Origin of the sequence: Methylovulum psychrotolerans (genome assembly GCF_002923755.1) — a bacterium.
GTDB classification, from domain to species: domain Bacteria; phylum Pseudomonadota; class Gammaproteobacteria; order Methylococcales; family Methylomonadaceae; genus Methylovulum; species Methylovulum psychrotolerans.
On the sequence record NZ_PGFZ01000005.1, the window covers coordinates 228,737 to 243,450 of the forward strand.

General features: G+C 49.4%; 22 protein-coding genes and 2 tRNA genes. 20 read left to right on the top strand and 4 right to left on the bottom strand.

Going from position 1 to position 14,714, the window contains the following annotated elements; all coding sequences use genetic code 11:
* Positions 1–61: 61 nt before the first annotated feature.
* Positions 62–214, bottom strand: a complete 153-nt coding sequence (locus AADEFJLK_RS24520) for a hypothetical protein (RefSeq protein WP_170065108.1) — start codon at positions 212–214, stop codon at positions 62–64.
* Between the two features lie 291 nt (positions 215–505).
* On the opposite strand from AADEFJLK_RS24520, the gene AADEFJLK_RS12905 reads away from it, so the two are divergent.
* From AADEFJLK_RS12905 to AADEFJLK_RS12985, 20 genes are all read left to right on the top strand, one after another.
* Positions 506–1,414, top strand: coding sequence for a LysR family transcriptional regulator (locus tag AADEFJLK_RS12905; RefSeq protein ID WP_170065109.1), 909 nt, complete (start codon positions 506–508; stop codon positions 1,412–1,414).
* Between the two features lie 197 nt (positions 1,415–1,611).
* Positions 1,612–2,004: a rhodanese-like domain-containing protein gene (locus tag AADEFJLK_RS12910; RefSeq protein WP_088618703.1), complete on the top strand. Its 393-nt coding sequence runs from the start codon at positions 1,612–1,614 to the stop codon at positions 2,002–2,004.
* A 165-nt stretch (positions 2,005–2,169) separates the two neighbouring features.
* The gene (gene typA / locus AADEFJLK_RS12915) at positions 2,170–3,981 is read left to right on the top strand and encodes a translational GTPase TypA (protein WP_088618702.1); all 1,812 of its coding nucleotides are present in this window, start codon (positions 2,170–2,172) and stop codon (positions 3,979–3,981) included.
* Positions 3,982–4,125: 144 nt separating this feature from the next.
* The gene (locus AADEFJLK_RS12920; RefSeq protein ID WP_103974568.1) at positions 4,126–4,620 is read left to right on the top strand and encodes a hypothetical protein; all 495 of its coding nucleotides are present in this window, start codon (positions 4,126–4,128) and stop codon (positions 4,618–4,620) included.
* A gap of 25 nt (positions 4,621–4,645) precedes the next feature.
* Positions 4,646–4,822, top strand: a complete 177-nt coding sequence (locus AADEFJLK_RS24525; RefSeq protein ID WP_170065110.1) for a hypothetical protein — start codon at positions 4,646–4,648, stop codon at positions 4,820–4,822.
* 110 nt (positions 4,823–4,932) lie between these two features.
* On the top strand, positions 4,933–5,526 hold the full coding sequence (gene hisB / locus AADEFJLK_RS12925) for an imidazoleglycerol-phosphate dehydratase HisB (RefSeq protein WP_088618700.1): 594 nt from the start codon (positions 4,933–4,935) through the stop codon (positions 5,524–5,526).
* A 20-nt stretch (positions 5,527–5,546) separates the two neighbouring features.
* Positions 5,547–6,182, top strand: coding sequence for an imidazole glycerol phosphate synthase subunit HisH (gene hisH / locus AADEFJLK_RS12930; RefSeq protein ID WP_103974569.1), 636 nt, complete (start codon positions 5,547–5,549; stop codon positions 6,180–6,182).
* Between the two features lie 63 nt (positions 6,183–6,245).
* On the top strand, positions 6,246–6,977 hold the full coding sequence (gene hisA, locus AADEFJLK_RS12935; RefSeq protein WP_088618698.1) for a 1-(5-phosphoribosyl)-5-[(5-phosphoribosylamino)methylideneamino]imidazole-4-carboxamide isomerase: 732 nt from the start codon (positions 6,246–6,248) through the stop codon (positions 6,975–6,977).
* Position 6,978: 1 nt separating this feature from the next.
* Complete coding sequence (locus tag AADEFJLK_RS12940; protein WP_103974570.1) at positions 6,979–7,449, top strand: hypothetical protein; 471 nt, start codon at positions 6,979–6,981, stop codon at positions 7,447–7,449.
* Complete coding sequence (locus AADEFJLK_RS12945; protein ID WP_103974571.1) at positions 7,431–7,742, top strand: hypothetical protein; 312 nt, start codon at positions 7,431–7,433, stop codon at positions 7,740–7,742. The genes AADEFJLK_RS12940 and AADEFJLK_RS12945 overlap by 19 nt, the downstream gene beginning before the upstream one ends.
* Positions 7,739–8,512: an imidazole glycerol phosphate synthase subunit HisF gene (gene hisF, locus AADEFJLK_RS12950; RefSeq protein ID WP_103974572.1), complete on the top strand. Its 774-nt coding sequence runs from the start codon at positions 7,739–7,741 to the stop codon at positions 8,510–8,512. Before AADEFJLK_RS12945 ends, hisF begins: the two co-directional genes overlap by 4 nt.
* 1 nt (position 8,513) lies before the next feature.
* Positions 8,514–8,714 carry a hypothetical protein gene (locus AADEFJLK_RS23955; RefSeq protein ID WP_088618694.1) on the top strand — a complete coding sequence of 67 codons (201 nt, stop codon included), beginning with the start codon at positions 8,514–8,516 and terminating at the stop codon, positions 8,712–8,714.
* 26 nt (positions 8,715–8,740) lie between these two features.
* The gene (gene hisI / locus AADEFJLK_RS12955; protein ID WP_103974573.1) at positions 8,741–9,121 is read left to right on the top strand and encodes a phosphoribosyl-AMP cyclohydrolase; all 381 of its coding nucleotides are present in this window, start codon (positions 8,741–8,743) and stop codon (positions 9,119–9,121) included.
* Between the two features lie 68 nt (positions 9,122–9,189).
* On the top strand, positions 9,190–9,507 hold the full coding sequence (locus AADEFJLK_RS12960) for a phosphoribosyl-ATP diphosphatase (protein WP_088618692.1): 318 nt from the start codon (positions 9,190–9,192) through the stop codon (positions 9,505–9,507).
* A gap of 33 nt (positions 9,508–9,540) precedes the next feature.
* Positions 9,541–9,756 (top strand): Sec-independent protein translocase subunit TatA, encoded by a 216-nt coding sequence (gene tatA / locus AADEFJLK_RS12965; RefSeq protein ID WP_103974574.1) that lies wholly within the window; start codon positions 9,541–9,543, stop codon positions 9,754–9,756.
* 5 nt (positions 9,757–9,761) lie between these two features.
* Positions 9,762–10,085 carry a Sec-independent protein translocase protein TatB gene (gene tatB, locus AADEFJLK_RS12970; protein WP_103974575.1) on the top strand — a complete coding sequence of 108 codons (324 nt, stop codon included), beginning with the start codon at positions 9,762–9,764 and terminating at the stop codon, positions 10,083–10,085.
* Positions 10,072–10,869, top strand: coding sequence for a twin-arginine translocase subunit TatC (tatC, locus tag AADEFJLK_RS12975; protein ID WP_088618689.1), 798 nt, complete (start codon positions 10,072–10,074; stop codon positions 10,867–10,869). The genes tatB and tatC overlap by 14 nt, the downstream gene beginning before the upstream one ends.
* An 8-nt stretch (positions 10,870–10,877) precedes the next feature.
* Positions 10,878–11,030, top strand: a complete 153-nt coding sequence (locus tag AADEFJLK_RS24530; RefSeq protein ID WP_170065111.1) for a hypothetical protein — start codon at positions 10,878–10,880, stop codon at positions 11,028–11,030.
* Positions 11,031–11,094: 64 nt separating this feature from the next.
* A tRNA-Phe gene (locus AADEFJLK_RS12980) sits at positions 11,095–11,170 on the top strand.
* A 51-nt stretch (positions 11,171–11,221) separates the two neighbouring features.
* Positions 11,222–11,297, top strand: a tRNA-Phe gene (locus tag AADEFJLK_RS12985).
* A 109-nt stretch (positions 11,298–11,406) separates the two neighbouring features.
* On the opposite strand, the gene AADEFJLK_RS12990 is transcribed toward AADEFJLK_RS12985, so the two are convergent.
* From AADEFJLK_RS12990 to gshA, 3 genes are all read right to left on the bottom strand, one after another.
* Positions 11,407–12,168: a DUF4184 family protein gene (locus AADEFJLK_RS12990; protein ID WP_103974576.1), complete on the bottom strand. Its 762-nt coding sequence runs from the start codon at positions 12,166–12,168 to the stop codon at positions 11,407–11,409.
* 130 nt (positions 12,169–12,298) lie between these two features.
* Entirely contained in the window at positions 12,299–13,027 is a 729-nt protein-coding gene (locus tag AADEFJLK_RS12995; RefSeq protein ID WP_088618687.1) for a phosphoadenylyl-sulfate reductase, read from the bottom strand.
* A 3-nt stretch (positions 13,028–13,030) separates the two neighbouring features.
* Positions 13,031–14,623, bottom strand: a complete 1,593-nt coding sequence (gene gshA, locus AADEFJLK_RS13000; RefSeq protein WP_103974577.1) for a glutamate--cysteine ligase — start codon at positions 14,621–14,623, stop codon at positions 13,031–13,033.
* Positions 14,624–14,714: the final 91 nt, after the last annotated feature.

The following is a 14,714-nucleotide window of genomic DNA, read 5'->3' on the forward strand; positions in this document are numbered from 1 at the left end:
ATTATGAGGAGTTGCTGCTTGAGAGGTATAACACCAGGAGGTTGTTAATCGGTTCTTACCCTCAGCCTTTTAGCTGGGTGCGCATCGCAATGTTGCTGAAAATGGCGGCAACGGCGAACAATACGGTTGAAAAAATGAATTGGCCGGAAATGAAACTCCAAATACCGCCAATAAACAATAAGCCTATGATGATGTCTCTCTTCACGATGTTCATTGCTAAAGTCCTATAAGATATTAAAAAACTTTATACAGTGTAAGGGTTAGTGGCTACCGGGTGGGGCTTTTCACTGCTTTGATGCTTACTATACAGGGATAAAGTTTAGATACAATATACCAAATAATGAATGGATTGCTTTTATTTGAGAAACAATAAAGAAAGTCAATATTTTCTTGATAGAATAACCGGGCATTTACTAAATTTATAAACACGTTTCGTGAAAATGGCTCCGCCGCACGCTAGTCAGCTGGCGAGTCGGGGGTATTTTGATGATATTGAGGACATGAAGTGGACAAGTTAACCAGTATGAATGTTTTTGTTCGGGTCGCCAAAGCCGGAAGCTTTGCGGGTGGCGCGCGCGAATTGGGAATCTCTAGGGCGATGGCGACCAAGCACATTATGCAGCTTGAAGGCAGCTTAGGGACACGGCTGTTTAACCGGACTACCCGCAGTTTAAGTCTGACCGATGTCGGCGCGTCTTATCTTGAGCGTTGCCAGCAAGTGTTGCTGGACGTTGAGGAAATGGAGTCGGCGGTGACGCATCTGCAAACCGAGCCGCGCGGGGTGTTAAAAATCAGCGCCCCGCCGGTGATTGGGGCTAGCCATATCACCCGGGCCATTTCCGAGTTTTTGAAAATACATTCTGATTTGACGGTGGATTTGATATTACAAAGCAGTCCGGGGGATCTGATTGACGAGGGCATTGATGTCGCCATTTATCTGGGGGTGCTGGATGACACCAGTATGGTGGCAAGAAAACTCGCCAGTTCCTCAATGGTTGTCTGTGCTTCCCCGGCCTATCTGGAACGTTACGGTGTCCCGAAAACGCCCGAAGACCTGCTGGACCATAGTTGTCTCGTAAATTGGGCCAGTTCGCCGCGCAATAAATGGCAATTTAAAGGCGAATCGGGGCATACCATTATCACGGTGTCGGGACGGATGCAGGCGAATGTTGCCGATGCCATCCGCGTCGCCGCCATTGATGGTTTAGGACTGGTGATGCTGGCCTCTTATGTAGTTGGCCGAGATATTGAAAAAGGTAAATTGAAAGCTGTCTTGGAAAATTACACCTTACCGCCTTTGGATATTCATGCGGTTTATCCGCACCGCAAGTATTTGTCTGCGAAAGTCCGGCGGTTTCTGGATTTTTTACAGGAATGGTTAGGGCCGCAAGTGACGATGCCCGGTTCGGAATAAGCCCCAAAAAGTCTGGCTTGGCTGGGCAAAAGGGGGGCTTATTCTGGGCTTTCGCAGTAGATTGCTTTGACCGTGACCGTTTGAATGCGATAATAGGCGGACTTGTCACCGACAACCCCGTGTTTTAGCCATTATTTAACGGCTGAAAGTCTTGCCATGTTATGAGTGGTCAGATTAACCTACTTACTGAACGGTCAATGATAAAAAATCTATCCCCACTCCAGGCCTGGGACTTATTGCAACAGCAGCCTTCTGCTGTACTGATTGATGTCAGGACAAAAATTGAACACACATTTATCGGACATCCCTTAGGTGCAGTTCATATTGCCTGGAAAGAGCTGCCTGGTTGGCTACTGAATCCTGAATTTGTCCCTCTGGTCATTGAAGCGGTGCCTGATCGGAATACCCCCGTTTTGTTATTGTGCCGTAGCGGACAGCGTTCGTTGGAGGCCGCGCACGCTTTGCAACAGATTGGCTATACCCAGCTTATTAATATTGAAGGTGGTTTTGAAGGGCCACTGGACAGCGATAAGCACCGTAATACGCTTGACGGTTGGCGGTTTCATGGCCTGCCGTGGCAACAGAGTTAAGCTAAAAACGCCCTGTTTTATAAGCCAGGGACGCTGCCATTGCGTCCCTGCGTTTTTGCGTTTCACACATTTATGGCTAACCGCCATCTTTTTACCTAACACACTAAGCCAGACCTTGTTTTTGTCGGGCCACCCTGTTTATTTTTAACCCCCAGAGTACACAAAGTGATTGATAAATTAAGAAATATAGCCATTATTGCCCACGTTGACCATGGTAAGACCACGTTGGTTGATAAGTTGCTGCAACAGTCGGGCACCTTCGCCGCGCATACGAAAGTGACCGAGCGGATGATGGATTCCAACGATATTGAAAAAGAACGTGGCATCACCATTCTGGCAAAGAACACCGCCTTGGATTGGAACGGCTATCACATCAATATTGTTGACACCCCTGGCCATGCCGATTTTGGCGGTGAAGTCGAGCGCGTTTTGTCAATGGTGGATTCGGTTTTGTTGTTAGTCGATGCGGTTGACGGCCCCATGCCACAAACCCGTTTCGTTACCCAAAAAGCCTTTGCTTTAGGCCTAAAACCTATCGTGGTCATCAATAAGATTGACCGTCCGGGCGCACGCCCTGATTGGGTTGTCGATCAAACCTTCGACTTGTTCGACCGTTTGGGCGCGACCGACGAGCAACTGGATTTCCCTATCGTCTTTGCTTCGGCCATTAATGGTTATGCGGGTTTGGAACACACCATTACGGGTGGTGACATGACCCCTTTGTTTGAAACCATCGTCGCCAAAGTCAGCCCGCCGCCTGTTGATATTGACGGCCCATTCCAAATGCAGGTGTCCAGTCTCGATTACAACACTTATGTGGGCGTTATTGGGGTAGGCCGTATCCAACGCGGCAGTATTAAAGCTAACCAACCGTTGACCATTATCAACCGTGAAGGTGTCGAACGTAAGGGCCGTATGCTGCAAATTTTCGGCTTTCATGGCTTGGAGCGTGTTGAAGTGTCCGAAGCGCGTGCCGGTGATATTATTGCCTTTGCCGGTATTGAAAAGCTGGAAATTTCTGACACCATCTGCCATCCTGATAAGGTGGAAATCATGCCGCCATTGTCGGTGGATGAGCCTACCGTGACCATGACCTTTCAAGTCAACAACTCACCTTTTGCAGGCAAAGAAGGCAAGTTTGTCACAACCCGGCAAATCCGTGACCGGTTGGATAAGGAATTGCAACATAACGTCGCTTTAAAAGTCGAAGACACTGCTGACCCTGATAAATTTAAAGTGTCAGGCCGTGGCGAATTGCATTTGTCCGTCTTGATTGAGAACATGCGCCGCGAAGGTTTTGAAATGGGCGTCTCCCGTCCAGAAGTTATCATCAAAGAAATTGACGGTAAAAAATGTGAGCCTTTCGAAATGGTTACCATTGAAGTGGAAGAAATCCACCAAGGTACCATTATGGAGAAATTGGGCGAGCGTAAAGGCGATTTGACCAATATGGTTCCCGATGGCAAAGGCCGGATCCGTTTGGAGTACATGATGCCATCACGCGGTTTGATTGGTTTCCAAACCGAATTTATGACGGCAACCTCAGGCTCTGGCTTGCTCTATCATGTGTTTGACCATTACGGCCCGATGAAAGCGGGTGAGGTGGGCAGCCGTTTGCGGGGCGTGATGATTTCAATGGTTGCGGGTAAGGCCGTCACCTATTCGTTGCATCCTTTACAGGAACGCGGCGAATTGTTATTGGTCAATGGCGATGAAGTTTACGAAGGTATGCTGGTGGGCTTGCATTCGCGCAGTAATGACTTATGCGTCAACCCTTGCAAACCGAAACAATTGACTAACGTCCGCGCTTCAGGCACGGATGAAAGCTTAGTATTGGCACGGATTCAAAAAATGACCTTGGAACAAGCGTTGGAATTTATTGCCGAAGACGAACTGGTGGAAGTGACCCCTAAATCCATCCGTCTGCGCAAGAAGTTTTTGACAGAAAACGAGCGTAAGCGGGCGGCTAAGGGTTAAGGTTTCTTAGGGCAACCAGATACGGATAACAGGCTTTTGCTGCTGTTATCCGTTGTTAGCTGTTCGTCTGGAAGCGATAGAGTTTTGAGCTTGTCGATTGATGTCTAAACGTTCAAGCTGGCTTAAATATTATGGGGTGTTTTTATGGTTCATCACATTTCAAGAACTCGCGGCCCAGGTGGAGTTGCGCGAGATTTCTTTTGGTATATTTCCAATGACAAGCTGATTATTCAAAAAATATCCAGTGATCGTAATGCAGATGGTCGATTGTATATCGGAAATAATTGGGCTAATCAAGGCAAACGATGTTTTACGAAAGATGAAATTTCTGCCGCTCTTTATTGGTTGCTAGGCCGATTTGGGGGTGCAGATTTTCCGCTTGCAAACAATGTGGAACAGCTTAGAAATGGAGCGGAAATAGATGGTTTTGGCGTGGCCTTGTATAGAGTAAATCGGAATGTCTACTATGCCCAAGGATCAAGCTATTTAGGGGTTGTGTTAGAGCATTTTGGTATTTTGATATTTGTACGGACAGCACCTACGATAGCTTGGAGATTTGCCGATTCTTATGCTGCACCATATCACAATGCCGCATCTATTGCTGATCGTGTAAATGAGTGCTTTACAACAGGTAATTGACCTATATTAAGTTATCAATGAGCTTATGGAATTTTCCGAATTGCTTGAAGAATTTTTAGCTGATCAGTGGGATAAGGAAATTGAGGCTGATATTTTAGCGGGTCGTTTAGATGCTGCTGGCAAACGGGCTGATAGTGACTTTGTTGCAGGTCGAGTAATTCCGCTTGATGCCCTTGGCATTGAGCGCAAGGACGGCAGGTAAAAACTATGACCGTAAAAGAACTGCAATTCTGTGTCTCTCTGTTTATTTGAAAATGTATATCTACATTTAAGCAAAAATTTAATTTATTGAAACCCAAAAACAATATAACCATGACCCCACGCACCGCCACCGTCGAGCGCGACACGCTCGAAACCCAAATCAAAATCACCGTTAATCTGGATGGCACGGGTAAGGCCAGCTTTACCACGGGTGTGCCGTTCCTTGACCACATGCTTGACCAAATTGCCCGGCATGGCCTGATTGATATGGATATTGTCGCCCACGGCGATTTGCAGATTGACGCGCACCATACCGTTGAAGATGTCGGCATTACCTTAGGGCAGGCCGTCGCTAAGGCGTTAGGTGACAAAAAAGGCATATACCGCTACGGACACGCGTACATCCCTTTGGATGAGGCGCTGTCACGGGTGGTGGTCGATTTCTCTGGCCGCCCCGGCTTGTTTTATAATGTCACGTTTACGCGTGGCATGATCGGCTCGTTTGATGTCGATTTGTTCCGGGAGTTTTTCCAAGGCTTTGTCAACCATGCCGGGGTGACCTTGCATATTGACAATCTGAAAGGCGTTAATGCCCATCATATTGCCGAAACCATTTTTAAAGCCATGGGCCGCGCATTGCGGATGGCGATGACTGCCGATGAGCGTATGGCGGGGATGATGCCGTCCACGAAAGGCACTCTTTGATTTTTTACTGAGCATTATTTATGTCTTCTGTTGCTGTTATTGATTACGGAATGGGCAATTTGCATTCGATTGCTAAAGCCTTACAACATGCCGACCCTAGCGTGGATGTGCAGATCAGCAGCACCGCCGCCGCTATTTTGCAGGCTGACCGTGTGGTGTTTCCCGGTGTTGGGGCGATGCGTGATTGTATGCTGGCCTTGAACGGATCAGGTTTGGCCGAGGTTATCCGGCAAGTTGCCAACACCAAGCCGTTGTTAGGCATTTGCTTGGGGATGCAGGCCTTGTTGACGGACAGTGCCGAAAATGGCCATACCGACGGTTTAGGTGTGTTTTCCGGCCATGTCGTGCGTTTTGCCGAAGGCTTAACGGATACTGACGGTGTCCGCCTGAAAATCCCGCATATGGGTTGGAATCAAGTCAGGCAACAGCCCCATGCTTTATGGCAGGGCATTGCCCAAGACAGCCGTTTTTATTTTGTCCATAGTTATTATGCCCAGCCTGATGATGGTGCTATTGTGGCGGCGACTTGCGACTATCCCAATGCGTTTGCCTGTGCCTTGGCGCAGGATAATGTCTTTGCTGTACAATTCCACCCTGAAAAAAGCCAAACCGTTGGCTTGCAGTTGCTGAAAAACTTTTTGCATTGGGATGTCTAGTGGCGTGATGGCGCGTCATTTTTGCCTCTTTGTGCCTATTACCGTGTTGAGGATTTGCTTGTTATGCTGTTAATACCCGCTATCGATTTAAAAGAAGGAAAATGTGTGCGTTTGCGCCAAGGACGCATGGAGGATGATACGGTATTTTCCGATGATCCGGTCGCGGTGGCGGGGCGTTGGGTGGCGGCGGGCGCTAAGCGCCTGCATTTGGTGGATTTGGATGGGGCGTTTGCGGGTAAGCCGCGAAATGCCGAGGTTGTCCATGCTATTGCCGAAGCCTATCCCGATCTGATTATCCAAATCGGCGGCGGCATCCGTAGTGAAGAGACGATTGAAGCGTATCTGAATGCGGGGGTCGAATATGTCATTATCGGCACTAAAGCGGTGAATGAGCCGCATTTTGTCCGTGATGTCGCCTTGGAATACCCGCGCCATATTATTGTCGGTTTGGATGCGAAAGACGGTAAAGTGGCGATTGACGGCTGGTCGAAATTATCCAAGCATGATGTCATCGATTTGGCGCAACATTTTGAGTCCGATGGGGTCGAAGCGATTATTTATACCGACATTGCCCGCGATGGCATGATGCAAGGGGTCAATGTCGAAGCCACTGCCAGATTGGCGCGGGCGATTAATATCCCCGTGATTGCCTCCGGCGGCATTACCAATATTGATGATATTCATGCCTTGGGCAAAGTTGCCCATGAAGGAATTATGGGCGCGATTACAGGCCGGGCAATTTATGAAGGGACGTTGGATTTTACCGAAGCGGCAAAGTTAGCCGAATCGTTTTAAAATGAAAAATTCGCAACTCATTAAAGCGCTGGCTTATGAGCGGCTCAGCGAGGCAAAAATCCTTTGCGATAACAATAAGTACGATGGCGCGTTCTATTTGGCGGGTTATAGCGTTGAATTGATGTTAAAAATGAAAATTTGCCAACATTTTGGCGTGGATAACCTTTTTGACGAAGACAGCAAAGATACTGATAAGGACAGTATTGCCAGTGTGAGGAATGCCGTTAAAATTCATGATATTAAGCGGTTGCTGATTTTTAGCGGTTTGAAAAATAAGCTGGACGCGACGAAAAAAAATAATATCATCCTTATGGAGACCCACGCGTATTTAATCGCTGGGGAAAAGCGTTGCTTATGGCATGAACAAGTCCGTTATCAACCTAAAGGCTCGCAAAATCCAAAACATGTACAGCGTTTGATTGAGTTACTACCACATAACGATGGGTTATTACAATGGATAGAACAGAGCTGATTGGTCAGCTACAAGCTTTTACGCAGGTTTGTGGCGAAAAAGGTTATATTGATACCGGAGATAAGGATGCCGTTTATCTTGAAGAAGCTTATCCGGGCATGATTCCCACTTCATTTGTTGTTAATGTGGTCGTAAAACAGCCCTTACTGGAAGTGACTTATGGGGGCAACGTATTGAAAGAATTAATCGGATTGCTTTGGGAGACGACCACTCCTGAAATCCGCGAAAATATTTTTACCCTAAGCCTTTATGGCGAAGATGAACGTCATTTTCTCGTAAAAGAAGCCGCATGAGCCTAGCTAAACGCATTATCCCTTGCCTTGATGTCGACAACGGTCGGGTCGTCAAGGGCGTAAAATTTGTTGATATCCGTGACGCGGGCGATCCGGTGGAAATTGCCAGACGTTATGATCGTGAAGGCGCGGACGAAATCACTTTTCTGGACATTACCGCCACCCATGATAACCGCGATACGATTGTCCATGTGGTTGAGCAAGTCGCCAGTGAAGTCTTTATCCCGTTAACCGTCGGTGGCGGTATCCGCACCTTGGACGACATCCGCCGGATGCTCAATGCCGGGGCTGATAAAGTCGGTATTAACAGCGCGGCGGTGTTCCGCCCCGAATTTGTCCAAGAAGCCGCCGAACGTTTTGGCTCGCAGTGTATCGTGGTCGCCATTGACGCAAAAAAAGTCAGCCTGCCGGGTGAAGTCAGCCGCTGGGAAATTTTCACCCACGGCGGACGCAAAGGCACAGGCATAGACGCTATCGGCTGGGCGGAAAAAATGGTTGCTTATGGGGCAGGGGAGATTCTTCTGACTAGTATGGACAGGGACGGTACGCGCGAAGGTTTTGATTTGGCCTTGACCCGCGCCATTAGCGACGCGGTCGCCGTGCCGGTGATCGCCTCAGGCGGGGTCGGCTGCTTAGACCATCTCGCGGACGGGGTGTTGGACGGTAAGGCGGATGCGGTTTTGGCCGCCAGTATTTTCCATTTCGCCGAATATACCATCCAGCAAGCGAAAGAGCACTTGCGGATGCGTGGGATTGAAGTGCGGCTATAAAATGGCTATTCCTGATATGGCGGTAACAAAAACCGATTGGGGCAGGTTGGCTAGGCGCGATGATAAGGAAATCGATTACTCTGATGCGCCGCCAATGCCGTTTGAGTTGCCTGGCTTACGGATACGGCACACGAATGGGCAAACGGTTGCTGTCGCCCCGGTGTTTTCTAGTGCATCTAAACCCCTTTCAACACCGTATTAACCAACTTTTACGCGAGTATATGCAGCATGAATTGGCTAGATGAAATCCGCTGGACACCAGAGGGCTTAATTCCTGTCGTCGCCCAGCAAACGGGGAGCGGTAGGGTGGTGATGTTCGCGTGGATGAACCGCGAATCCTTGGCCTTAACCGTACAAGATGGCTATGCCGTCTACTGGTCGCGCTCGCGCAACCGTTTATGGCGTAAGGGCGAAGAATCAGGGCATCGGCAAAAAGTCATCAGCATCCAGTTAGATTGTGATGAGGACGTTATTTTGCTGGAAATCGAACAAGAAGGCGGTATCGCCTGTCACACCGGACGCGAGAGCTGTTTTTATCGGCAATTGATCGATGGGCAATGGCAAGCGGTGGAGCCTGTACTGAAGCATCCTGATGAGATTTATAAATAACGCTTTGTCTTGGCTCCGCACACGGCTCATTTGACGGATTGATTTGGCATTAACCTACCTTAAATAGCATGAATAACACCCTAACCCAACTCGCCCAAGTTTTGGAAGACCGCAAACAGCAAACGGCGGATAAATCCTATGTCGCCAGTTTGTATGCAAAAGGCTTGGACACCATTCTGAAAAAAATTGGTGAAGAAGCTACCGAAACGGTCATTGCGGCAAAAAATGGCGATAAGCAACAGATTATTTATGAAACCGCCGATTTGTGGTTTCATTGCTTGGTGTTGCTGGCGGCGCAAGGCCTGCATCCTGACGATGTCCTGGCCGAACTCCAGCGGCGTTTTGGTTTGTCCGGTCTGGAAGAAAAGGCCCGGCGTACCCCTTAACCCAACCCTACATCACGTTAAACAGAGGCAAGCATGGGCTTTAGTATTCCACATCTTTTAGTTGTATTGGCGATTGTCATTGTCGTTTTTGGCACTAAGCGGCTGCGCAATCTCGGCGCGGATTTAGGCGGGGCGATTAAGGGCTTTAAAAGTGCCATGAAAGAGGGTGAGGCGGATGGCAAGACCGCCGCTGGCGAAAGCGACACCATCGAAGGCGAAGTGACCACCAAAAAAAATGACCAGGCTTAAGAGTTATGTTTGAAGTCGGTTTTTCCGAGCTGTGCATGGTCGCTTTGGTCGCGTTGTTGGTGATAGGTCCTGAACGCTTGCCGAAAGTGGCGCGGTTGGCGGGCTTTTGGTTGGGTAAAACCCGCGCTATGGTCGCCAATGTGAAGGCGGAAATCAGTGCCGAACTGCAAGCCGAAGAAATGCGCCAGTTGTTCCAAGAGCAGGTTGCCTTGCAGGAGCTGAAAACTATTCAGGACGAGCTGAACGGGGTCACGCAGACGGCAAAAGCGTCGCTGGATACCTTACACCACGATGAGCCTACTAAGCCACACGATAATGAACAAGCTTGATTTTGAAGACCCGGCGCAGCCGCAGCCGTTTATCAGCCATTTGATAGAATTGCGTGACCGCCTGTTAAAGGTGATCTTATGCGTACTGTTAGTGTTCGGCGGTTTGGCGGCGTATGCCAACGACATTTACAGCATTCTCGCCGGGCCTTTGCTTAAGCATTTGCCGCAAAATAGCAGCATGATTGCTATTGATGTGGCCTCGCCGTTTTTAACCCCGTTTAAATTGGCTTTTGTTGTCGCGGTTTTTGTCTCCGTGCCAGTGATTTTGTACCAGTTTTGGGCTTTCGTCGCCCCTGGTCTGTATCGGCACGAGAAACGCTTGGTTTTGCCTTTATTGGTCGCTAGCACCTTGCTGTTTTATATCGGCGTGGCCTTTGCCTATTTTCTGGTTTTCCCTTTGGTGTTCGGTTTCCTGACTGCCGCCGCCCCCGCAGGGGTGACGGTCATGACCGATATTGCCAAGTATCTGGATTTTGTCTTAGCGCTGTTTTTTGCTTTTGGGGTGTGTTTTGAAATCCCTATCTTTACCATTGTCTTGGTGTGGACGGGCTTTGTGTCGGCGGCGGATTTGGCGGAGAAACGCCCTTATGTGATTGTTGGGGTGTTCGTCATCGCGATGTTTTTAACCCCACCCGATGCCATTTCCCAAACCATGTTGGCCGTGCCGATGTGGATGTTGTTTGAGATTGGCCTGTTGTTTGCCAAAATGCTCACCAAACAGCCCAAAGACACCGACGAAATTCTGCCCGCCAGACTGAATACTATCCATAAACAAGATAAATAGGCCGCGTTATGAATGATTATCAACAAAGTAAAAAAGCCCGTTATGTCGCCTCGGTGGCCTATTTGCTGGTCTTGGCGTTTCTGGTGACGGGTACGCTGTTATCGGAACAAAATAAGCAAGAAGCGGCCAGACAACCGGAAGCGTTATCCGTTGTTAAATAAAATTTACAACTAATGCTTGACGAAATGCCGCTTATACGGTTTAATAGGCGTTTTTTGCAGCTTGGCCTAGGTAGCTCAGTCGGTAGAGCAAAGGATTGAAAATCCTTGTGTCGACAGTTCGATTCTGTCCCTGGGCACCATACTGTAAAAAAATGGCAATTCCTTTTTTGGGGTTGTTTACCGAATATCACGCCTAGGTAGCTCAGTCGGTAGAGCAAAGGATTGAAAATCCTTGTGTCGACAGTTCGATTCTGTCCCTGGGCACCATGATACTTTAAAAAAGACCGGCTTTTAGCCGGTTTTTTTATGCCCGCAGATTTCCCCCTTCCTTGGTGTTGCCGATATGCTGCACTGCCTTCATTAGAACCTGTCTCTATTAACGGCGTTTTCGCGCTATGAGTTGTGATGCGGCCACTAACAATACCAGTAGCGTCGTCGTTGCCGTCAGTATCAGCCGAAAAACCAACGCCTCATCAATAGTAAAGCCTGCTGTGCCGCTGAGTGATGCGCTATAAACCAAAGCCGTTGCGATGGCTAAGGCCAATAGCCCAAGGCTTACCAACAGGAGATAGCGCCAGCACTCATTTGAGCCATTGGCTGTAGGGGTGGGTGTTTGCCGCCATAGCCACGCCCGATAAACCCAGCCGCAGTATAAAATGCCCAGCAATGTGCTGGTATGTTGCAAGATATGGAACAGCGGCGTGTTGTGGCCAGCGGCTAACGTGACGGGGTATTGCAGCATAGCGATATGGTTGACCGCCCAGCCGGAGTGATGGGTGAAAGAATCCCAAACAATATGGGTCAATGCCCCGATTAGCAGGGATAGGCCGACCGCCAACGGCGCGGCGAAAGACCTTATCGGCAATACCGACAAGGCCTGCCTGTGCGGTTGCGGCAAAAGATAGGCAATAGGCAACCATAGCCGCTGAATAAGCAGCAATAACAGCAAACCAATGGGTAAGCATACCGTGATAACGCCGGGCAGGGTATGCGCGAAAGTCGCCATTTTGAATAGGGACAGATAGTAGCCGACATCGGGGGTGATGCTGCCGACCATTAAGGCCGCAAGCGATAAGCGGGCCGATAGTAAGGGGCGGATGGCCAGCACGGCTGCTGGATGGGCAAATGTCCAAGGCATGGTGGTTTTAGGGGGTAAATTGCCCGGCGGCTAAGCGGTAGCCCCAAAGAGCGGGTAAAATGCCCGCGCTCCAAGGCCAATGCCGCCTAGCCGTTGTCTGTGTTATGGCATACTATTCTTTAAGGAATGGCTAAAACTTGCCCTTTAAATTGCCCGCATGTAGGCCGCATTCTTTTTTGGTTTCGGCTTCCCACCACCAGCGTCCGGCGCGTTCGTGTTGGTTAGGCAGCACTGTTTTAGTACAGGGTTCGCAGCCGATACTGATAAAGCCGCGCTCGTGCAGTTCGTTAAACGGCACTTGGTAGGCTTCGATATAATCCCACACTTGTGCCGAACTCCAATTCAGCAGCGGATTAAATTTAATTAAGGCATGGTCTTCACCGGAAAAAGTCTTGTCCAGTTCCACTTCGGGGATATGCTGGCGGGTGTCGGCACTTTGGTCTTTGCGTTGGCCAGTGATCCAAGCATCCAAGCCCGCCAGTTTGCGGGCCAACGGTTCTACCTTACGGATGGCACAGCATTCGTGATGGCCGTCTTCATAAAAGCTGAACAGGCCTTTGCGTTTGACGAATTCATCCAACAGGACACGGTCTGGGGTAAGGACATCAATGTCAATTTGGTAATGTTTGCGGACTTTTTCTAAGAAACGGTAGGTTTCAGGGTGCAAACGTCCGGTATCCAGGCAAAAGACCTTAATGTCTTTGCGGATGGTTAAGGCCATGTCGATCAATACCACATCTTCAGCGCCGCTAAAGGAAATGGCGATGTTATCAAAGGCCGCCAGGGCTTTTTTGAGGATGATGCGTGGGCTTTTTTGGTGGAGTTGGTTTTGCAGTTCGTTAATTTCGGCAGTGTTCATAGGCTAGGAACAAGTTTGGGTAAAGTAGCGGTGCAGGAATTCATCAAAAGGCAGTTGCGGCTGGTTTTCGATGGCCTGCTGTTTGCTGTGCGATTGTGCCGCTAAGTCAAGAAACGCTTGGTTGGCAGTCTCGTCTAAGGGCAGGTCGTGAAAGTATTGCGCATGTTCGGCCGATTTGGCAATGGCAAATCCGGCAAAAGCTTGCGAGCGTTCGCGCATGGTCGCCAGCAACCGTGCGGAAGCGGTCAGGTCAGGGTCGGCGACTTTCGCTTGTTGGGTTTGCAGGGCCTTAGAATACGGCCCTTGCGGATTATTGGCATCTAACGTGGCGCAAATCGGCTGCATGGCGGTGAGGATTTCTTGCGCCCAATCGGTCAATAAAATACTGCCGCCGTTTCTGGCCAATTCCAGCCCCGGTTTGCGCCCAGCATGGGCGACCGCCAGTTGGTTGGCGTTATTGGTCTGGTGGTCTTGTTCAGTCATCGGCGGGCTATCAGTCAGCAGGCAGGTCAGCAGCAAGGCTTCGACAAAGTGCGCGGTGTCGGTTGCTATGCCCAGCGGCTGGAAGATGTCCAAATCTAAGGAGCGCATTTCCACATAGCGTACCCCTCGGCGTTTTAAGGCCACGGTCGGCTTTTCGCAGGATTGGGCGATTTGTTTCGGGCGCATAGTGCTGTAAAACTCATTTTCGATTTGCAGGATATGCGTGTTCAATTGCTGATATTCGCCGTCCACCACCGTGCCGATGGCTTCGTAATCCGGGTAGGGCGTGTTGATCGCTTGGCTGAGGCTATCGACGTAGCCGGACAGGGAGTTATAGTCAATCTTTAAGTTGGCTTGGTTTTTACTCTTATAACCAATATCGCTCATGCGCAAAGACGTGGCATAAGGATGGTAGAGGGTATGGCCGTCAAACTGCGCAAACTGCGCCATCAATTCCGGGCGGCTGTTAAAGAAGCTTTTGCAAATGGCCGGAGACGCGCCGAATAAGTACAAGACCAGCCAGCCGATACGCTGAAAATTGCGGATCAGGCCAAAATACGCCGTGGCGATAAAGTCGGCCAAGCTTAACGGGCTGTTTTCTTGGTGATGCAATACCGGCCATAAGGCTTCGGGGACGGAATAGTTAAAATGGATGCCGGCAATCGCCTGCATAGTGCGCCCGTAACGGTGCCATAAACCGTGGCGGTAAATATGCTTCATGCGCCCGACATTAGAGGTGCCATATTCGGCAATGGGGATGCTGGCATCGCCGCTGATACCGCAAGGCATACTGGTGCCCAGCAATATCTCCTGGTCCAAATGCGCATAGACAAACTGGTGGACGCTTTGCAAGTAGGCCAGCGTATCTTGAATGTCGGCAAACGGCGGCGTAATCAGTTCGATCAGCGCTTCGGAATAATCGGTGGTGATATGTGGATGGGTTAGCGCCGACCCTAACGCGTAAGGGTGCGGAGTATGGGCGATAATGCCGTTACGCGCAATGCGCAGGCTTTCTTTTTCTATGCCCTTAAGGCCGCCGCACAGCAGGTTTTCCAGGCCGTTTGTGTGCAACTGTGCCAATCGTGGCGAAAGCGTGTTGGTAAAATGAGTCATAGCGTGGGTATGCGCCCCAGTTGTTTGATGTAAATACTTCCCATTATAAAGCGTATTGGGAAGATGGCAGAATATTATCGTTAGTGCCAAG